This is a genomic window from Pirellulales bacterium (assembly GCA_035546535.1).
Lineage (GTDB): Bacteria > Planctomycetota > Planctomycetia > Pirellulales > JACPPG01 > JACPPG01.
The window spans coordinates 136,543-156,120 of record DASZWQ010000024.1 but is presented as its reverse complement, the minus strand read 5'-3'; the positions used below and the strand labels follow the sequence as shown (position 1 = coordinate 156,120).

The 19,578-nt window shown below is 61.4% G+C and carries 15 protein-coding genes; 13 read left to right on the top strand and 2 right to left on the bottom strand.

Annotated elements, in window-relative coordinates:
* Positions 1-167: 167 nt before the first annotated feature.
* From VHD36_03135 to VHD36_03125, 3 genes are all read left to right on the top strand, one after another.
* A complete protein-coding gene (locus VHD36_03135) occupies positions 168-1,151 on the top strand; it encodes an SGNH/GDSL hydrolase family protein (GenBank protein HVU86287.1) in 984 nt (327 codons plus the stop codon).
* Positions 1,152-1,453: 302 nt separating this feature from the next.
* The gene (locus VHD36_03130) at positions 1,454-2,713 is read left to right on the top strand and encodes a PQQ-binding-like beta-propeller repeat protein (GenBank protein HVU86286.1); all 1,260 of its coding nucleotides are present in this window, start codon (positions 1,454-1,456) and stop codon (positions 2,711-2,713) included.
* 207 nt (positions 2,714-2,920) lie between these two features.
* Positions 2,921-5,191, top strand: coding sequence for a glycoside hydrolase family 2 TIM barrel-domain containing protein (locus VHD36_03125; GenBank protein ID HVU86285.1), 2,271 nt, complete (start codon positions 2,921-2,923; stop codon positions 5,189-5,191).
* Between the two features lie 109 nt (positions 5,192-5,300).
* On the opposite strand, the gene VHD36_03120 is transcribed toward VHD36_03125, so the two are convergent.
* Positions 5,301-5,816: a PH domain-containing protein gene (locus VHD36_03120; protein ID HVU86284.1), complete on the bottom strand. Its 516-nt coding sequence runs from the start codon at positions 5,814-5,816 to the stop codon at positions 5,301-5,303.
* 306 nt (positions 5,817-6,122) lie between these two features.
* Between VHD36_03120 and VHD36_03115 the strand changes: the two genes are divergently transcribed.
* From VHD36_03115 to VHD36_03095, 5 genes are all read left to right on the top strand, one after another.
* Complete coding sequence (locus VHD36_03115; protein HVU86283.1) at positions 6,123-6,365, top strand: hypothetical protein; 243 nt, start codon at positions 6,123-6,125, stop codon at positions 6,363-6,365.
* A 29-nt stretch (positions 6,366-6,394) separates the two neighbouring features.
* Positions 6,395-6,619, top strand: coding sequence for a hypothetical protein (locus tag VHD36_03110; protein ID HVU86282.1), 225 nt, complete (start codon positions 6,395-6,397; stop codon positions 6,617-6,619).
* A 249-nt stretch (positions 6,620-6,868) separates the two neighbouring features.
* Positions 6,869-8,383, top strand: a complete 1,515-nt coding sequence (locus VHD36_03105; protein ID HVU86281.1) for an amidohydrolase family protein — start codon at positions 6,869-6,871, stop codon at positions 8,381-8,383.
* Positions 8,384-8,574: 191 nt separating this feature from the next.
* Positions 8,575-9,558 carry a hypothetical protein gene (locus VHD36_03100; GenBank protein HVU86280.1) on the top strand — a complete coding sequence of 328 codons (984 nt, stop codon included), beginning with the start codon at positions 8,575-8,577 and terminating at the stop codon, positions 9,556-9,558.
* Between the two features lie 481 nt (positions 9,559-10,039).
* A complete protein-coding gene (locus VHD36_03095) occupies positions 10,040-10,729 on the top strand; it encodes a PEP-CTERM sorting domain-containing protein (GenBank protein HVU86279.1) in 690 nt (229 codons plus the stop codon).
* A 196-nt stretch (positions 10,730-10,925) separates the two neighbouring features.
* Here the strand turns inward: VHD36_03095 and VHD36_03090 are convergent, their stop codons facing one another.
* A complete protein-coding gene (locus VHD36_03090; protein ID HVU86278.1) occupies positions 10,926-11,084 on the bottom strand; it encodes a hypothetical protein in 159 nt (52 codons plus the stop codon).
* 382 nt (positions 11,085-11,466) lie between these two features.
* Between VHD36_03090 and VHD36_03085 the strand changes: the two genes are divergently transcribed.
* The 5 genes from VHD36_03085 (at position 11,467) to VHD36_03065 (ending at position 19,379) form a co-directional block, all read left to right on the top strand.
* Positions 11,467-13,140: a hypothetical protein gene (locus VHD36_03085; protein HVU86277.1), complete on the top strand. Its 1,674-nt coding sequence runs from the start codon at positions 11,467-11,469 to the stop codon at positions 13,138-13,140.
* 225 nt (positions 13,141-13,365) lie between these two features.
* On the top strand, positions 13,366-15,012 hold the full coding sequence (locus tag VHD36_03080; protein HVU86276.1) for a sodium/solute symporter: 1,647 nt from the start codon (positions 13,366-13,368) through the stop codon (positions 15,010-15,012).
* Positions 15,013-15,044: 32 nt separating this feature from the next.
* A complete protein-coding gene (locus tag VHD36_03075) occupies positions 15,045-15,617 on the top strand; it encodes a DNA-3-methyladenine glycosylase I (GenBank protein ID HVU86275.1) in 573 nt (190 codons plus the stop codon).
* Between the two features lie 42 nt (positions 15,618-15,659).
* Positions 15,660-17,165 carry a Gfo/Idh/MocA family oxidoreductase gene (locus VHD36_03070; protein HVU86274.1) on the top strand — a complete coding sequence of 502 codons (1,506 nt, stop codon included), beginning with the start codon at positions 15,660-15,662 and terminating at the stop codon, positions 17,163-17,165.
* A gap of 87 nt (positions 17,166-17,252) precedes the next feature.
* Positions 17,253-19,379, top strand: a complete 2,127-nt coding sequence (locus VHD36_03065) for a HEAT repeat domain-containing protein (protein ID HVU86273.1) — start codon at positions 17,253-17,255, stop codon at positions 19,377-19,379.
* Positions 19,380-19,578 lie beyond the last annotated feature (199 nt).

The following is a 19,578-nucleotide window of genomic DNA, read 5'->3' as shown; positions in this document are numbered from 1 at the left end:
ATCGTTACGGCTCCGTCTTCCTTGACTTGAGAACCAAGACGGCGGAGTCGTAACGTTTTTCATCGATTCATGCAATTTGAAAACACGGTCTTAGTACCGCACTCATTCTTCCGGCTTCTCCGATTTATCTTTCGCTTCATTTCGCCGATACCTCCTGGGGGTAGCTCATGAATTCGACATCGTGGTCTGTTTTGCGCAACTGCCTGCTCGTGACTATGGTTCTCTCGGCATTATCTATTCGCTCGATCAGCGCCGCACCGGTCAGCATGGCCGTGATGGGCGACAGCATCAATTTACTCACGCCGACATATGACACTTCGTGGGTCGTGCAGTTGCAAAACGCCGGAGCGATCACGCAACATGACGTGGCCCGCGACGGGGCAACGTCGAACGGCGTCGTGTCGGGCCAATTGCCCACCATCGTCTCGCTCGCGCAGCAAGGGCAAATCACCGATTCGGTACTGGTCGTGGGGGCCAATGATTTCGGACCCTTCGGCCCAAACGCCCAGACGGTGTTCCTGGGAGGCAACGCGCAGCCGGTCATCGACACGTTCGTGTCGAATGTCGAGAAAGTGATCACGTCGATCGCGGCGGCGAATCCTGGCGTTCACCAGGTGATCGCCAACATCCCGGACATCACCGCAACTCCGCTTGCGCCCGTGCTCGCCTTGGCCTATGGTGCGACGCCCGCCGAGATCCAGGCCGGTCGCAATGCGATCATCACCGCTAACAACGAGATTCAGCAATTCGCCCTGGCGCACGGCGTGCCCGTGATTGATTTGTTCAAGGCCGCCGATGTGCTCGTGCCGCTATACCCATGGACGTTCGGCGGTCACACGTTCAGCACGATGTTTGCGAGCAATCAGTTCGACATCCTCACGCAGCCCGAGGGATTGATCTCGAACATGATCGCCACGGCGTTTAACGAAGTGTTCGGCCAGAACCTGCCGATCTTCAGTGACCAGCAGATCGTCACGAACTCTGGCTTTACGCCGAGCGGACCAACGACGTTCTATAACGTGTCGCAGTTCGTCATCACGCCTGAACCGGCGACATGGATCCTGGCCGCACTGGGCGGACTGTTTGCACTGTTTTGGGGTGTGCATCCGGGCGCGTTGGCCGCGCTCTCAACGCAGTCAAATGCGATATGATGAATGCAAAATGCTGAATAAGACCAAAGTACCCTGAAGCGGGCGACAGCCGATTCATCATTTTATTGCCTCAACGGCGACGCTTCTTCTGGTTCTGAAGGTCGACGATGCCCCGTTGCCAAATTCGAAGACAGTCGATCCAAAAGTAATCACTGGACAGCGCGACGACGCAGAATAATCCTGGTACCCCGGTCGCACGCTGCGCGCCGCCTGGCAGGTGCCGCCGGCCGAAGGTATCCTAAAACGTCCGCTCGCACCGCCCGCCTTGAAACCCACCGTAATCGGATCGAGGAATCCCTTTCATGCGACTTTGCCTCGTTCTCTGCGCAGTTTTGGCCGCACACACGGCCGTGGCGGGCGATTCCTGGCCGCAGTTTCGCGGGCCGGACGGGCAAGGCCATACCGATGCCTCGAATCTGCCGACGAGCTGGAGCGAAGACGAGAATATCGCCTGGAAGGTTTCCATTCCCGGCCGCGGCTGGTCCTCGCCCGTGATTCTCGGCAGCCGCATCTGGCTGACCACGGCGCTCGACGACGGCCATTCGATGCGGGCGATCTGCCTCGATCGCGCGAGCGGCCGTACGATCTACGATGTGGAGGTGTTCGCGGTCGACGATCCGGAAAAGATCAACGCCAAGAACAGCTACGCATCCCCCAGTCCGATCATCGAAGGAGACCACCTATGGGTTCACTTCGGCACATACGGGACGGCCTGCCTCAAAAGCGAATCGGGCGAAGTGCTGTGGACCAATCGCGAGTTGAAGATCGATCACAAGGAAGGGCCTGGCAGCACGCCGATCCTGGTGGGTGACCTGCTGATCGTGCATTGCGACGGCATCGACCATCAGTACATCGCGGCACTCGACAAGCGCACCGGTCAACAGGTCTGGAAAACCGATCGTAGCGGCAGCAAGAATCCGAACACCGATTTTCGCAAGGCATACTCAACTCCCTTGGCGATTGACGTGGCCGGCAAGACGCAAGTCGTCAGCACCGCTGCCGATCGTGCCTACGGTTACGATCCAGCGACGGGCATTGAGCTTTGGCACGTCGACTTTGAAGGATTCTCGAACGTTCCGCGGCCCGTAATGGCCGACGGTCTCTTGATCATCGACACCGGCTACATGAAGCCACAACTGTGGGCCATCAGACCCGAGGGGGCTGGCGATATCACAGAGACAAACGTCGTGTGGCGCGTGAAGGCACAGGTGCCGGCCAATCCGTCCCCGGTTGTCGTTGGAAAGCACGTGTTCATGGTGAGCGACCAGGGAGTTGTGACGTGCCTGGACGCGGCCACGGGCAAGGAGCGCTACAAATCGCGACTGGGGGGAAACTTTTCGGCCAGCCCCATCGCGAATGATGGGCATATCTACTTCTTTTCCGAGGAGGGGGACAGCGTCGTTCTCGCCGCCGGCGACAAGCTGAACGAGGTGTCGCGCAATAAACTCGAGGGACGAATCCTGGCGTCGCCGGCCGTTGTCGGGCAAGCAATGTTCCTGCGCACCAATACGCACTTGTATCGCATCGAGCGGCAGCCGTCGGTGGCCGAGGCCGCGCGCTAAGTGCTGTTTGCTCCTCTTTTCTGCACCGACACGTGCTCGTTGGGAGTGAATCATTGGCAAGTTCAGGCCAGGCCACTGCATTCCTCGCTCATTGAAGCCGGGGGCTGGCTGAGCTAGCCTGGAAGACGCTGGCTGCGTGCTACCGTCAGCAGCCGGCCGCGACACGCTTGTCATCGATTCATTCTTCCCGGCTAGGAGCGATTCTCGATGCGCCGACGCTTCGTGTGTGGCCTCTTTTTTTTGTCGTTGTTGATCGTCGCGCGGCCGGCCGTGGCCGACGACTGGAAGCCGGCAGCCGGCCCGCTCTTGACCCGTTTTGCCAAAGAGGTTCGGCCCGACAAGGTCTGGACCGAATACCCCAGGCCGCAGATGGTCCGCCGGCAGTGGCACAACCTCAACGGGCTGTGGCAATTCGCCGTGGCGGGGCGCGACGCGAATCCACCGATCGGCAAGCAGTTGACGCAACAGATCCTGGTCCCGTTTCCGGTCGAATCGGCGCTTTCCGGCGTAATGAAAAATGCCGAACGCGTCTGGTATCGGCGGAAGTTCTCCGTGCCGCAGGCCTGGTCCGGCAAGCACATCCTGCTGCATTTCGGCGCCGTCGATTGGGACACCACGGTGTGGGTGAACGGCAAGAAGATCGGCTCGCACCGCGGTGGCTACGATCCCTTTGATTTCGACATTACCGGCGCGCTCGTCGACGGCGGAGAGCAAGAGCTGATTGTCGGCGTCTATGACCCCACGGATGCGGGCACTCAACCGCGCGGCAAGCAAGTGCGCAAACCGCACGGCATCTGGTACACCCCGACGACCGGCATCTGGCAGACCGTGTGGCTCGAGCCGGTGCCCGACGAGCACGTGACATCGCTACGCATCGTGCCCGATTTAAAGGCGGGAGTCGTGCGTGTGACGGTGCAGGGCTCGGCCGCCGCCGAAGATTTACCGGTGCGGTTGACCGCTCTGTCGGGCGAGGAGCCGGTTGCGACCGGCACGGGCAAGATCGGCCAGACGGTCGAGCTGGCCCTGCCCGACCCACATCCCTGGAGCCCCGCCGATCCGTTTCTCTATGGCCTAAAAGTGGTCATCGGCGACGTCGAGCGCGAAAGCGATGCGGTCGATAGCTACTTCGGCATGCGCGATATTTCCATTGGCAAGGGGCCGCAGGGCACCATGCGTTTGCTGCTCAACGGCAGCGCCCTGTTTCAATACGGACCGCTTGACCAGGGCTTCTGGCCCGACGGTCTTTACACCGCACCCAGCGATGCCGCACAGCGCTTCGATCTGGAAGTGACCAAGCGGCTCGGCTTCAACATGGTGCGCAAGCACGTGAAGGTCGAGCCCGAGCGCTGGTACTACTGGTGCGACAAGATGGGGCTGCTGGTCTGGCAAGACATGCCCAGCGGCGATCGCTCGGTGGCCTCGGGCAAGGGAGAGTTGAAGCGCACGGCCGACTCGGCCCAACAGTTCGAAAGCGAACTGACGCGAATGATCGAGACGCACATCAACCATCCGTCGATCGTGATGTGGGTCGTCTTCAACGAAGGGTGGGGGCAGTACGACACGGCGCGGATGACGCGCTTCGCGGAAGAACTCGACCCATCGCGGCTCGTTTGCGGCGCGAGCGGCTGGAACGACATGCAAACAGGAGACGTCCACGATATTCACGTCTACCCCGGGCCGGGCTCGCCGGCGCCCGAGGATGATCGCGCGGCAGTGCTTGGCGAATTTGGTGGCCTGGGGCTGCCGCTGGTGGGGCACACCTGGCAGAACGAAAAGAATTGGGGCTATCGCAATCTGTCATCGAAAGAAGAGTTGAACGATGGTTACCTGAAACTGATCGATGGCTTGCGCCCGCTGATTGCCGATCCGGGCCTTAGCGCCGCGGTATACACGCAGACCACGGATGTCGAAATCGAAGTCAACGGCCTGATGACGTACGATCGCGATGTGATCAAGGTCGACGAGCACGCGGCCGCGGCCGCCGCAGCCAGGCTCTATCTACCCCCTCCGTCGGTGCGGTTGCTCGTGCCGACTTCGAAGCAAACCCCGCAGCACTGGCTGTACACGCTCAATACGCCTTCGACGAAGTGGGCACTGCCGGAGTTCGACGACAAAAGTTGGAGCGACGCCCCGGGCGGCTTCGGCACCAGTGACACACCCGGCGCGGTCGTCGGCACGGTGTGGAACACCTCTGACATCTGGCTGCGCCGGCGTTTTACGCTCGGCGACGTCGATCGTGAGAACGTCTTCCTGCGGCTGCATCACGACGAGGACGCCGATATCTACTTAAACGGCGTACTGGCGGCCAAGGTAACCGGCTACTCGACCGATTATGAATTGGTGTCGATCGCGCCAAAAGCTCGCGCGGCGCTGCGCGCCGGCGAGAACATACTGGCCATCCATTGCCACCAGACGGGTGGCGGGCAATATATCGACGCCGGACTGGTCGAGGTCACCGAGCAGTTGGTGGCCGAATAGCCGTGTTGCGCGGCACCAGGCCCTGAATCTGGGCCTCGAATGTAACGGAGCGTTTGCACCCTCCCTCGATCCTCCCTGAAAGGGAGGGAGGTACAGAGGGCTCGTGGCCTTATACGGTGACCGGCGTTTGATGGGCCATGACGCTTTTCACCGACGCGTGCGCTCGCTGCGCCTTCAGACACACTTGAGCGAATGCTTCGGGGCGCGGGACGGCCGAGAGGCGGAACGTTTCGACCTTGCCCTTGCGAAAGATCATCTCGCCACAGGGATACCACTCTTGCCCGGGCAGCACTTCGATGTCGATGGCGTCGAAGTCTTCGAGCAAAACGGCGCTTTGGATCTTGGGGCTGAGGCCCGACTCGATGAGCAACCGGCGATTCGTCAGCCGATAGCGGCGATTCATGCCCGGCACTAGCAGCATGGCGAAGAACAGGCCGAGCGTGACGGGGATCGTGGCCAGCTTCAGGAAATTGCCCAGCGTGAGGATGTTGCCGACGCCCAGGCGGCTTTCAAAGGCCCGCCCGAGGAATCGCCCCAGGCCGGTCATGCCGATCGACGGCCAGACGGTCATGATCGTGACTTCACTCACTTCAGACGGAGCGACACCAGCAATCGCTTGTTTCATCGCAAGAGACCTTTAAGGGCTTTCAGCAAGACAACGATCGCGAACCGCGGCGGCCTGTCCACACTGCAAAGCCCGCGCCGCCTAAAGCGTTGAAGGGTAACACATTCCAATTCATCTCGCCAGGGGCTGGTCGCTCTGGAAGGAATCGCGGGCCCGAGGCCGAGATTTCGTTAGCAACCATCGGTTGCTGCCGACCGAGCCGCGCCGGGCGACCATCTAGAAATCAGGTGCGGCAGTGTCTGGCGGCGTGGTAACATGAAAGCTGCTCAGAAGACGTGGCCTGGCGGGCTTGTGGCGGCAATTTCCATGGCAGAACAGCCTCCCCGACTGGTTCACGGACGGCCTTGCCAGCGATTGCCGGGGCAGGCGGACGTAACCATCGCGTACTTGGAAGCGGAAAAGCAGAGGGTCTACGGGGAAATCAAGAACTATCCGACGCCGATCACCGGCTGCGATCAGCAGTTCAATGCCTTGCTCGAGGAGCAGGCACGGATCGTGGCTCAGTTGCGCCGGCTTGAGGAAGCCCAATCGTCGGAGGCCGGGTTATGAGCGACCGCCGAGAGGATCCATGGCTAGCCATGCGCCAACGACGCCGCTGGCTGAACGGCTTCGTCCTTGCCGCCCTGGCATACGCGATGGCGGATTCAATGGCCATGGCCCTTCTCACCGACGGCAATCGAGCGTGGGGCGCCGCCGTGGAAGTCGGGGCCGCGCTGGTCGTCCTGCGGGCAGGTCACGTGTTTTTCAAATGCCCACCCGCCGCGATTCTCCAGCGAATTGGCACCCCACGCGGCCGCCGATGAGCGGGAACGGCTCCGCTCGCTTTGCACCGGCCCGTCGCGGAACTTATAATCCAGCGTAAGTTCACTGCCGCGTCTGGCGGCCGGAGCACGGTGGTCGTCGATCCTCTTTTCTCGTCGACGAACCGGCGTTGCAGGCGGCGCGAAGCGGTGAACCGGCTAAGCGCTTCTTCGATTGGTCGATCGGGCCGTGGCGGGCTTGTTCGTCTGATTTCAAACCCGCTCTCTTTTTGTCGCGAGGAGGAGTTCCCCATGTGGATTCCCAAGTGGTTCCGGGACCGGAAAAAGGGGGTCGACTCCCCCGTTCCTACCCAGGTCGTCTCCAACGAAGAGTTCATTCCACGCCCGCAGACCAAGCAGCAAAAACAGGTCGAGTACCTGATCAACACCATGGGCGAGGAAAAGGCCAAGTACCTCGGCATGGAACGCCGCGCCTTCATGGCCAGCAGCATGGGCATGGCCACGTGCTTTTTGGCCAGCAACAAGGTGTTCGGCAACTACTGGGACGTGAAGGAAGAAGAGACGCTCGAGCCGGGTGCCTACGAGGACAAGTATCCGAAGAGCGAATACTTCATCATCGATGTCCAGGCCCACTTCACCAACGGCCTGGCCATCGGCTTCCGCAATCAAGAGTTCGTCAAGAACATGGGCTTCAAGCTTGACGAGTCGGACGAGGCGTATGCCTTTCCGAACTTCGTCAAGGAAATGTTCTTCGACAGCGAGACGGCGATGCTCGTGATCTCGGGTGTGCCGGGGCGCGAACAGCATGTCGACCGCAAGGGAAACAAGGCCGAAGGGCCGAAACGCGGCGGTGGCCCGCTGCCCAGTTGGTTGATGTCGGCTCGAAAGAAGGACATCAACGATATGGCCGGCAGCGTGCGTGCCCTGTGCCAAGGGAACTGCGCTCCGAACCACTATTGGGACATGAAGACCAATAGCCAGGACAAGGCTGCGCTGTTCGAACAGATGGAGCGCGAAGTCAAGATGTACGGTATCGACTCCTGGAAATGGTATTGCCATACCGATCCAGGGCGCTCGGGCAACGGCTTCCAACTCGACGACGAGAAGCTGACCTACCCGTTCTATGAGAAATCGCGCGAGCTGGGCATCAAGAAGATCAGCGTCCACAAGGGGTTTTCGTACCAGTCCAAGACCCTGGGCCATTTGGCCAACCCGAAGGACGTCGAAAAGGCGGCCCTCGACAATCCGGACCTGACGTTCGTTATTTACCATTCGGCGCTGCAGCACGCGCCGGGCATCGAGCAGGCGTCGCTGATTGAGAAATTCGATCCGACCACGGGCGATTTCGCCTGGCACGACGTGCTCATGAAGATCAAGCAGCGCAATCCGCAGATCAATAACGTCTACCCGGAGATCGGCTCGAGCTTCGGCACGCTCGTGGTTTATCACCCCGAGATGTGCCAGCACTTGATCGGCAAGAACGTCAAGTACTACGGCTCGGACCACGTGGTGTGGGGAACCGACTGCTTATGGTGGGGATCGCCGCAATGGGTGATCGATGCCTTCAAGCGCTTCCAGATCACGGACGAAATGTGCGAGAAGTTCGGCTACACGAAGCTGACGAAGGAAGACAAGGCCAACATCTTCGGCCTCAACGCCGCCAAGATCTACGGCGTCGACGCGGCCGAGCAGCGCAAGAACATCCCCAAGGATGAGCTGTCGAAGCTGAAGGTTGCCTACGACAACTTCGGCGGCGCGCGCGACAACGCCGCCTACGGCTGGGTGCGCGACGACACGAACACCTGAGCGTTCGTGCCCGACGGGCCGCCTTAGTTGTGCGGATTGTGCTGGAAACCTATTGCGGGCGTTCGCGTGTGGCGGAAAATGACACGCGAACGCCCGATTTCATTTGCCGTCGTGTTCCCTCGTACTCGTGAGCCATCATGTCGCAAATATCATCGCTTCGGCACGCGCGATTGGTGGGGGGATCTCTGGCTGTGGTAGCGCTCGTGTTGCTGGCTCTAATGGGTTCGCCACGGCGAACGGAAATCACCGCGGCCGAAGCTCCGGCCGTGAAAAAGCTCGATCCGGCCGCCTGGGGCGAGGATCACGTCGGCCAAGAAATTCCCGAGTACATGGAAAGTGGCGAATGCCTGTTCTGCCATCGCAACGAGGTCGGTACGACTTGGGGCGACAATAAACACAATCGCACGATCCGCGAGCCGGACGGGAACAATGCGGCGATCGCCGCGCTAAAAGCGAATCCCGCGACGAAGGCATTGGCCGACGAGGTGCCGTTGATCCTTGGTGACACGCGCGAGAACCGGTTTCTCAAGCGATCCGCGGCGTATGGCAAGCTGGACCTGCTCTCCACGGGCGCAAGCCTGTCGCGCACCGGTCGGGCGAAGCTCGATCACGTCGACCATCCGACGTGGAACACCGAAATCTTCGCCGCCGAATGCGCGGGCTGTCACGCCACGGCGGTCGATCCCGAGACGCATGCGTTCGCCGCCCCGTCGCTGGATTGTTTCGTCTGCCACGGCGATGCTCCTCCCGAGCATGCCAACGATGCCAAGTTGATGCCGCTGGCCAAGAAGCGCAAAGATTCCGCGGCCGCCGTCACGTCGATCTGCGCGCAATGTCATGTGCGCTTTGGGAAATCGAAATCGTCAGGGCTGCCTTACCCGAACAATTTCGTGGCGGGCGACAACTTGTTCCGCGATTTCGAAGTCGACCTCGCGCTGGCCGATGATCCGAAAATCAATCCCGCCGATCGGCACGTGCTCGACAATGTGCGCGACGTGGTTCTATACGGTCGCGAATCGATGACGTGCCTGAGTTGCCACAACGTACACACCGGTTCGACGAAGGCGCATCGCGAGGTGCCGGATCAAAAGTATTGCGTGCATTGCCACGAGGCCGGAAAGTCGAAGAAGGAGCACATCCCGTACGAAGTTCATAGTGGGCGCTGCCAGTATTGAGCGGTTGCCACGGCACAGCGCGGGGGACGACGGCACTTTAAAGGCGCCGTCGGTGCTCAAAAAACGCTCATATGCCATTTGGCCAACTGCAGGGGGGTGGACAGGCTTTTGGCACGGGATTTCTCGGGGGATAGGGTCGTTTTCCGCTTGCATTCGCCGGAGTCGCTTCTTAGACTCCACAGAGATTTGTGCAAGTTCTTACTGCTTTTCCTTGGCGCAGCTAATGAAAACGAGCCCGAGCCGCTAACTTCAACCCAGTAGGGTTGCGCGCCTTGCGCGAGCGGTTTTGATCTGGGCTCATTCTGGCAATTCTTGCCCTTTCACGTTGGCTTCCAGGCTGTCTGGTGCTGCGCTCCTGCTGCGCGCTTCCGTAACCGGCAACTGGAAAACGACGTGATGTGCACGATCGTTTACCCGCAGGCGCCTGCGCGCCCGCGGATTGGCAATTTCGTTTTCCCGTAGTTAACACACGGAGCGTCTCATGAATTCGACAAAAAATCCTGGTGTCATTGCCTTTTTCGCTCTCCTGTTCGGATCGGCAATCACGGCCCAGGCCGGCACGATCACTTATACGACCGCCAACAACACGGTCGGTGGCAGGCCGGTGGATGCCCAGGTGACATTCGTGACGGGCCCGAATGAAGTCACGGTTACGCTGGAAAACTTGGAAACCAAAATCAGCGACATCTCTCAAGTCATCAGTGGCGTCTCTTTTGCCCTGGACGATCTCAAGACCAGCACCACGATCGGTGCCAGCGCCGGCGTCGAGCGCACGGTCAACTCGAACAAGACGTTCAGCGATGGTGCGTCGGTCCCCACCGGTTGGGAAATACTGCTTGACGGCCAAAGCATGCAACTCATGCTTCCCGATGGCATGGACGATCACTCGATCATCGGACCTGCCAGCGGTACAAAGTACACGAATGCCAATTCCACGATTGCTGGCAATTCGGACAACAACGCATTCCTGTCCGGGCCTGTTTCGTTCGTGATTCCCGTAAACGGCGTCACCTCGGCGACGACCGTCGATTGGGCCGTCTTTCACTTCGGCATTTGCGCCTGCTATGTCCAGGCTTGCAACTCGTTCGTTCCCGAACCTTCGAGTGTGGCTATGGTCGGCATGGCGTTGGGTTGCGGTGCCATTGCCGCGTGGCGACGCCGCCGCGCTTAGGTAGCATGCCCGCGGGCCACGCTAGAACGAAGTGTCGTTGGCGTCCTGCCAGGGATGTGGCAGGACGCACGAGGCTGAAAAACGACCGGATACCGTCGGTCATCCAATGATCCGACTAAGCCGCCTTCGGGCGGCTTTTTCGTTGCGCTCGCGCGGTCATGAGACGCACCGCTCCCGGTCGGCGTTGATGCAAGAATCAGAGCGGCATCGACCAGCGTCCCATTTGCCACGGCTCGCTAGCGCGCTCCAAACGTCGTGACACCCACGGCACACCCAAGTGCTGTAGCGCGCGAATATTTTCGCGCAATCGATTCTCGCGCGAATCGTCAGCGGTGACTTGCGCCGTCGCGTGCATCTGCGCGTTTTTTTCTTGCGGTTATCACGGCAGAGCGGCAGAATCGGGATAGAGGTTCGCCGGCGGGATCATTCCCATCCGTGAGTTCGATCACACTCTCGCCGGGCGCGCCCGTTCACACCACTTCGGAACATTCATTTCGATTATCCCAACACAGCGCGCGATTTAGCGCCTGTCGATGGTCGGGCGCTCGACGCTGCGCTCGCGCCAGGCCTGATCGGAAATCTTCGTCCGCGAGACGTTTTCATCCCCTTTCATTCGTACCCGTTATCGTCTCATTTCACCTTTGGGAAAGGTTTGGTGTGCTATGGACGAGCATGTTCAGCCTGCGCCGATCGAATCCGTTGCCGCGACCGCGTCACCGCCAACGCAACCGCAATCTGTGCGAATCAAGCAACCTCATGCCGGAGAGGAACTAGCGCAGCTGGTGCGCTTCCTCTACAATCACAACCCGTTCTACATCATCAGTGCGCTGTTGGTCTTTTCCGGCTTGTGGCAATCGTTCAGCCAGGAGGCGGCGCTGGTCGAGGCCGGTATCATTGCGTTGGGACTGGCTGCCTATACGTTGCTCTTGGCGCTGACCGCCTGGCTGATCATTCGACTGGGGCACGTCTGGGAAGATGCGCGGAGCATCTTGCTGGTGGTGGTGCTGATGTTCCTGGCGATTTCGGTGAGTCTTGACCCGGTTTTGAACGCCGAGGAGCAACACGGCGTGTCGTTCGTGCTCGCCGGGTTTTTGTTTGCCCTGCTGGTAAGCGAAGGGGTGCTGCGCAGCTTGCCGCTGCGGCTACCGGCGCTGTTTCGAGTTCCCTATTACGCGGTGCTGGGGTTGTTTTTCCTCTATCCGCTGGCGATGAGCCCGCTCTTGGACCATCCGCCCGACGCTTCGCTGTATTGGGCGCTGTTCGGGTTCTCGGCCGCGGCCGGCGCCGTGTTCTTGACGCTCGTTCCGGCCATCCGCCGTGGGCCTGCTTACGTCAACGACAACGGCAGCCCCTGGCGCTGGCCGCTATACCCATGGGTGTTGTTCGGCATGCTCGGCGTGTGCGTCTGCTTGCGGGCGTATTACCTGTGCGTGTCGTTTCACCCGATTTTTGGAAATGAGAGTATTTTTGGCACCTACTTCCTCGTTCCGTTTCTGATTTCGGTGAATATCTTGTTCGTCGAGGCCGCTGCCCATGGCCGTTCAACGTTAGCGCAACGTGCCGCCTTGATCACACCGGCGCTACTGCCGTTGCTTGTCCTGGCCGGGCATCATGCCGACGCGACATACGCGACCTTCCTGAATCGATTTATCGATACGGTGCACGCCGGGCCGCTCTACCTGACACTGCTGGCGGCCGCCGGCATCTACGGCTACGCCCTGGTTCGTGGCGTACACGGCGCCGGCAATGGGCTGGCCGGGGCCGTGATCCTTTTAGCGTTTGTCACGCCGTATTCCCTGGATTTGGATAGCGTGCCGTACCAAAAAGCCTGGCCGCTCGTCGCCGTCGGCGGCGTGCAAGTGGCGATCGGCTGCGAACGTCGCGATGCGCGCCGCGTCACATTCGGCGCCGCCTGCGCCCTCGCGCCCGTGGCGCTGGGAGCGAACTTGGGATGGCTCACGCCGCATCGCGGCCTGGTCGTCTTTCACATGATCACGGTGGTCGTGCTCGCCATCGGCGCACTATTCCATGACCAGTGGGCTCGCTTCTTGCGCATCGCAGGAGCGGGGCTTCTGGCCTGCGCCATGCTGGCGGCGGTGAACATCATGCCGAATGATTTTCCCGACGTGCCGCCGGCCGTCGTATACCTGTATCCGCTTTTGCCGATTACGGTGGGGTTCGCCTATGCGGCCATGTGGGGTGGATCCCTTTACTACGCGATCGCCGCCGCGGGCGCGATGATGTGGCCCCTGACCTATGGCTGGCATGGCTATCGGCAATTGCGAACGTTGATCGTCGGCCTCGACAAGATTCTGTGGGGCGTGGCGTTCTTCCTGCTCGCCGCCTTGGTCAGCCTGGCAAAGGCCGGAGCGTGGGCACGCCTGCGCGCCTGGCGCCGAGCGACGGCATGATGTGCACTGCATTGCAGCACGTAAATATTCGGGCATGACTCGCGTCGATCCGTCGTTTTCGACTCGGCGTCAATCTGCGAAATCTGTGGACGATTTTCTGCTGCGCATCGAGCGCCGGTAACCGGCCCACTCATGGCTTAACGAGCGTGGTGTCTTTCCCTGTTCTCACGCGGCCGGTAGATTCAATCCGCTTCCCTTCCGGCAATGACCGACTGGCGGATTGATATGAACATCGCTTGCCCGATTCTATGGGCGCAATCGACCAGTGTGCCCTTGCAGTGGCTCGACGTACTCGTGCTCGTAACGAGCATCGTGGGGGTCACCCTGTTCGGCATGTGGATTTCGCGCCGCAAGAAAGACACGACCGAGTACTACCTGGCCGGCCGAACCGTCGCCTGGTGGGCCGTGGCCGGATCGATCTTCGGCACTAACATCAGCTCGCACCACATGGTCGGCATGATGGGAGCCGGGCTGAAGGAGGGGTTCGCGCAGGCCAATTTCGAATTTGGCGCGATCTTCGGCCTACTCTCGCTCTGCTATTTCTTTTTGCCGTTTTATCGCCGCATGGGGCTGTACACGCTCTCGGAATATCTCGGCCGGAGGTTCGACGATCGCAGCCGGTTGGTGTATTCGATCACGAACATGGCGTTCTTGCTCATTCAGATGGTCGGCACCATGATCCTCGGCGCACTGACGATCGCCACACTCACCGAGAATTCCGACTACGCGATCTCGTACGAAATGGCGATCTGGCTCACGGCCGCCGTGGCCGGCATCTACACCATGTACGGCGGTCTAACGGCCGACATCTTTAACGACGTGGTACAGAGCGTGCTATTGCTGATCGGTAGCGGCTTGCTCGCCGTATTGGCCATCTGGCACCCAAATGTCGGTGGGCTGTCTGGCTTGCTGGAAAAGCAACCTGAAAAGTTTCACGTTTTCTTCGAGGCCAGTCATCCCGAGCTTCCCTGGACCGGCGTCCTCAGCGGCCTGATGGTGCTGCACCTGTATTACTGGGGCACCAACCAGTTCATCGCGCAACGCACGCTTGGTGCCCGCAGCGACTGGGACGCGCGGATGGGCACGATCACCGCCGGTTTCCTCAAGCTGCTCATTCCCTTCTTGTGCATCGTGCCTGGCATGGCCGCCGGTTACATCCTGGCGATCGATCCGGCCACCGAAAGCGATACGGCCTTTGCCGGCCTCACGCGCACGCTGTTGCCGCAAGGCTACGGCCTGGTGGGCGTGGTGATGGCCGGGCTCGTGGCCGGCATCCTCTCGACGATCGATTCGATGATGAACTCGACGGCCACGCTCTTCACATTTGATATCTACAAGAAGTACGTCCGGCCCGACGCCTCGGAACGTCGCTTGATCTGGGTGGGCCGTATTTCGATGACCTTGATGGTCGCCGCGGCCATCGGCCTGTCGCTCTTCTACGGTCAGACCAAGGGGGGCATCTTCAACCGCATGGCCGATTACAACGCTTATCTCGTGCCCGGCGTGATCGTGGCCTACGTCGCTGGCATTCTGCAACCGATGGTGACCGGCACCGCATCGTTGGCCTCGATCGTGGCCGGGCCCTTCTTGTCGATCCTGTTCGAGCAGGTCGCCCTGCGAGGCTTTGGTCACCAGTTGCAGGCCTTCCATCGGGCGGCCCTGGCCACGATTGCCTGCTATGTGGTCGTTGTGGTTGTCAGCCTTGCTACGCGGCGCGAGCGGGACACGACGAAGGAGCAATACACCTGGGGTCGCTTCAAGTCAGAACGCCAGGCCGAAGCCGGCACCATGCGCGCCTGGTGGCAGCGCGATAAGTTTTGGGCCTGCGTGTTGATCGCCTGCACGCTGGGAATGTGCTGGTTCTTCCGCTGAACCGCGCGAGCGCATTGAGGAGACGAATCGAAATGCCTGTCGAAAAGCAGCGTTGCGGTTGGGTGCCGGCCGACAAGCCTGACTACGCCGCGTACCACGACCACGAATGGGGTGTGCCGGTTCACGACGACCAGAAGCTTTTCGAGATGCTGATTCTCGAAGGAGCGCAGGCCGGGCTGAGCTGGTACACGATCCTGCGCCGTCGCCAAGGGTACCGCGATGCGTTCAAGAACTTCGAACCGGCCAAGGTGGCGCGCCTGACCGACGCACAGCTGGAAAAAATCCTGGCCACCGGCGATATCATCCGCAACCGCCTGAAGGTTTTCACGGCCCGCAAGAACGCCCAGGCCTTCCTGGCGATCCAAAAAGAGTTCGGCTCGTTCGATGCCTACTTGTGGCGCTTCGTCGGTGGCAAGCCGCGCGTCAACCGGCCCAAGTCGATGAAAGAGGTCCCGGCGCGCACCGAGGAATCCGATGCGCTGGCCAAGGACCTGAAGAAACGCGGGATGAGCTTCGTAGGCAGCACGATCCTGTATGCCTTTATGCAGGCCGTCGGCATGGTCGATGACCACACGCAGGGCTGCTACAAGTGCCGGCGTGCGTGATTCTGGTCGCTTCCCTTGCCAGCCGGTTTCCCCGAGCCCAGCATGCCTGCGGGGCATTTTTTCGCGTCGCCGGGCTGTTTTCTGGCGTGCATTCCCGCCGACTTCTCGCGGCCCGATTTTTTTCCCGCCAAGTTTTATGGAGAAGTGATCGCCGCCGCGATATGCTGGTGGTTTACGGGCAGCCGCCTCGACATCGCTGGCAAGCGAGACCGCTCGAGCCGCATCGACGACCCACCCTTTGCCATGACCAGGAGAACACGCGTGGCGAACAAGGCATACCCTAAGAACCGCCGTAGCTTCTTGAAAACCGCGCTCTCGGTAAGCGCCGCCGCCATCGCGGCCCCGCAGATCATCCCCAGCTCGGCCCTGGGCCGGGACGGCGCCGTCGCCCCCAGCGAGCGGGTGACCTTGGGCGGCATCGGCATCGGCAATCGCGGCACCTACGACCTGGGCTGCTTCCTGGAACAGAAGGACGTACAGTTTCTGGCCGTCTGCGACATCAAGGCCGCACGCCGCACCGCGGTAAAGAAGATCGCCGACGAGAAGAACGGCAATCAAGACTGCTCGATGTATCGCGACTTCCGCGAACTACTCGATCGCAATGACATCGACGCGGTGCTGATCGCCACCGGCCCGAACTGGCACTGCACCGCGGCCATGTACGCCGCCCGCGCCGGCAAGGATATGTATTGCGAGAAGCCTTGCACGAAGAACATCGCGCAGAGCTTGATCCTCAAAGACACCATTCGCCGTACGGGCCGCGTCTTCCAGGTCGGCACGCAGCGGCGCAATCTGCCGCACTTCGCCTTTGCCTGCGAGTTGGCTCGCACCGGCAAGCTCGGCAAGCTCAAAAAGGTCTACGCCCACCCGGCAGGGATGAAAGCCATGGTCAGCGGTTGGCTGCCGGCCGAGAAAGATCCCGACGTGGAAGTCGTCGATTGGAACATGTACCTGGGCCCCGCGGCCTGGCGCCCCTTCAACGAGAAGCTACTCGACGGTTTCAATTTCGAAAAAGGGGGCGGCCTTGTCGGCGGCGGCGTGTTGGAATGGGGTTCGCACTGCGTCGACCTGTGCCAATGGGCCGTGGACGACAAGCACGTGCCCGTCGAGTACAACCCGCCGAAGGATGGCCAGATTGTCTGCCGCTATGACGACGGCGTGGAATTGATCTTCCGCGAAACCGGCTGGATCCCGCTCGGCTCGTGCCCCGTGCGTTTCGAAGGCGAGACCGGCTGGGTCGAAACGGGCGACAGCGGCAAGATGGTTCTCAGCTCGCCCGCCTTGCTGGGCGGCCGCAAGGTCGAGGAAATCGACGGCTATCCGGCCACCTTCCACGTGCGCGACTTCCTCGATTGCGTCAAGACCCGCAGCCTGCCGAAGGGGAACGCCGACGCGGCGTGCAAGGCACACATTGCTTGTCACGCGGCGAACATCGCCCTGGCGCTCGATCGCAAGGTGACGTTCGATCAGCAGAAAAATGAGTTCCTCGGCGACGAGCAGGCCAATCGGCTCCGCTCCGAGGCTCTGCGTGAACCGTGGCGGCTGTAAATCGAATCGCGCCGCGTGGTCACTGCATTTTTCGCCATCGCAAGATTTCTCAAGCACACACGCTCACAAAATATCAGGATGACGATCATGGATAAGAATCGATATCTGAAGCGCAGCGCCGCCTGGCTCGTCGCGCTCGCGGCGCTTTGGGGCGCGACCGCTCATGCCGCTGAAGGTCAAAAAAGCGAATCCGAGTTGATCGCGGTGCTCCGCTCGGGCGCACCGGCCGACAAGGCGCTTGCCTGCAAAGCCTTGACCACCGTCGGCAGCAAAGAGTGCGTGCCCGAGTTGGCTAAGCTATTGGCCGACGAGCAGTTGGCCTCCTGGGCGCGTATCGCGCTGGAAGCAATTCCCGATCCCTCGGCCGATGCCGCCCTACTGGGCGCGACCGACAAACTCTCCGGCAAGCTGCTCGTGGGCACGATCAATTCGATCGGTGTCCGCGCCGATGCCAAAGCGGTCGACCGTTTGGCCGGACGGCTGAAGGATAAAGATAACGAAGTGGCCGCGGCGGCCGCCGTGGCGCTGGGGCACATCGCCAATGACGCCGCGACGAAATCGCTGCGGCAGGCGCTCAGCGCGGGGCCTGCTCCGGTACGTAGTGCCGTGGCCGAAGGCTGTATTCTGTGTGCCGAGCGTTTGGACCGCGACGGCCGCGGGAAAGAGGCCGCGGAGATTTACGACGAAGTCCGCAAGGCCGACGTCCCCAAGCCGCGCAAGCTCGAAGCCACGCGCGGCGCGATCGTCGCCCGCAAGGCCGAGGGCATTCCGCTCTTGCTCGAACAGTTGGGCTCAACCGATAAAGCCATGATGAACGTCGCCCTGGCGGCGGCACGCGAGTTATCGGGTGCGGCCGTCGGCGAAGCTCTGGCCGCTGAGGTATCGCGAACCACGCCCGATCGCGCAGCGCTCGTGCTGGTGGCGTTGGCCGATCGCGGTGACGCGGCGGTTCTGCCGGCCGTCTTGAAGGCCGCCCAGAGTGGCGACAAGCAGGTCCGTGTTGCGGCCCTAGGGGTGATGGGGCGCTTGGGCGATGCGTATACACTTTCGCCGCTGTTGACGATCGCGGCCGAGGATGATGCCGACGTCGCGCAAGCAGCCAAGGCAGCCGTGGCGGCTCTTCAAGACAAGAAGGTCGATGCCGACATCGCGGCCCGTCTTCCCTCGGCCGAAGGGAAATCGCTGGCGATCTTAGCTGATATCGTTGGCGAGCGGCGCATTAGCGCCACTCCGGCTTTGATCAAGGCGCTCGACAATTCCGATGCCCAGGTGCGTAATGCCGCGCTTGCGGCACTCGGCGCCACGGTCGGCCCGCAGGAGTTGTCGGTCCTGATCGCGCGGGTGAACGAGCCGAAGAACTGCGATGTGCAGGTCGCCCAGCGTGCGCTCCGCACAGCTTGCCTGCGCATGCCGGACCGGGAAGCGTGTGCGGCGCAATTGGCCGCGGCCATGCCCAAGGCCGCCGTCGCCACGCAAGCCAACCTGCTGGAGGTTCTCGGCACGATGGGCGGGCCGAAGGCGCTCGAGACCATCCATACGACCATGAAGCAGAGCGACGACCAGATCCAGGATGCCGGCAGCCGCGTGCTCGGCGAATGGATGGGCGTCGACGCGGCGCCAGTGCTCGCGGACCTGGCCAAGAACGCGCCGGGCGACAAGTACCGCGTCCGCGCGGTGCGCGGCTACATTCGCCTGGCCCGGCAATTTGCCATGCCCGATCCACAGCGGGCCGAAATGTGCCGTAGCGCTCTCGCCATGGCAACCCGTCCCGACGAGCAGAAGCTGGTTTTGGCGGTCCTCGAGCGTTATCCCAATCCCGAGACTCTCAAGGTCGCGGCTCAGGCGGCGCAGACGCCGGCATTGGGGGCGGACGCTGCCCGTACGATGCTCGTGATGATGAAGAAGCTCGGCGGCGACCCGGCCAAGGCGCGCGATATTCTCGCCAAGGCCGGCATCGATCCGGTGAAGCTCGAAATCGTCAAGGCTGAGTACGGCGCCGCGGGTAAGACGAAGGACGTCACCGAGACATTGAAGAAATGCGTCGACGGCTTGCCGCTGCTGATGTTGCCGGCGGCCAGCTACAACGACAGCTTCGGCGGTGACCCGGTGCCCGGCACGGCAAAGATTCTCAAGGTGCAGTACCAGATGAACGGCCGCGCAGGCGACGTCACATTCCCCGAGAACGCACTGATCGTCCTGCCGATGCCGAAGTAAGGCCTCACCGTCTTACTCGTCGTTGATGACTCGCAACCCCTCTCCCCTCAGGGAGAGGGTGGGAGAGGGCAGGGTGAGGGGTGAACCCCTCGCGGCCCAACGGCTCGCAAGTCGTGTGTCGCCGTGCGCCCATTCTGAGTCGCACGGGTCGCGACGAATTCTGACCACATGGAGCGGGGAACCCTCCTGGCCCCTTCCT

What these genes read in the sequence shown, in the direction of transcription:
- VHD36_03125 (HVU86285.1), top strand. Translation starts at nt 2,921, where the DNA reads ATGCGCCGACGCTTCGTGTGTGGCCTCTTTTTTTTGTCGTTGTTGATC.
- VHD36_03120 (HVU86284.1), bottom strand. Translation starts at nt 5,816, where the DNA reads ATGAAACAAGCGATTGCTGGTGTCGCTCCGTCTGAAGTGAGTGAAGTC.
- VHD36_03070 (HVU86274.1), top strand. Translation starts at nt 15,660, where the DNA reads ATGCCTGCGGGGCATTTTTTCGCGTCGCCGGGCTGTTTTCTGGCGTGC.
- VHD36_03095 (HVU86279.1), top strand. Translation starts at nt 10,040, where the DNA reads ATGAATTCGACAAAAAATCCTGGTGTCATTGCCTTTTTCGCTCTCCTG.
- VHD36_03110 (HVU86282.1), top strand. Translation starts at nt 6,395, where the DNA reads ATGCGCCAACGACGCCGCTGGCTGAACGGCTTCGTCCTTGCCGCCCTG.
- VHD36_03130 (HVU86286.1), top strand. Translation starts at nt 1,454, where the DNA reads ATGCGACTTTGCCTCGTTCTCTGCGCAGTTTTGGCCGCACACACGGCC.
- VHD36_03075 (HVU86275.1), top strand. Translation starts at nt 15,045, where the DNA reads ATGCCTGTCGAAAAGCAGCGTTGCGGTTGGGTGCCGGCCGACAAGCCT.
- VHD36_03105 (HVU86281.1), top strand. Translation starts at nt 6,869, where the DNA reads ATGTGGATTCCCAAGTGGTTCCGGGACCGGAAAAAGGGGGTCGACTCC.
- VHD36_03090 (HVU86278.1), bottom strand. Translation starts at nt 11,084, where the DNA reads ATGCACGCGACGGCGCAAGTCACCGCTGACGATTCGCGCGAGAATCGA.
- VHD36_03135 (HVU86287.1), top strand. Translation starts at nt 168, where the DNA reads ATGAATTCGACATCGTGGTCTGTTTTGCGCAACTGCCTGCTCGTGACT.
- VHD36_03115 (HVU86283.1), top strand. Translation starts at nt 6,123, where the DNA reads ATGGCAGAACAGCCTCCCCGACTGGTTCACGGACGGCCTTGCCAGCGA.
- VHD36_03080 (HVU86276.1), top strand. Translation starts at nt 13,366, where the DNA reads ATGAACATCGCTTGCCCGATTCTATGGGCGCAATCGACCAGTGTGCCC.
- VHD36_03065 (HVU86273.1), top strand. Translation starts at nt 17,253, where the DNA reads ATGGATAAGAATCGATATCTGAAGCGCAGCGCCGCCTGGCTCGTCGCG.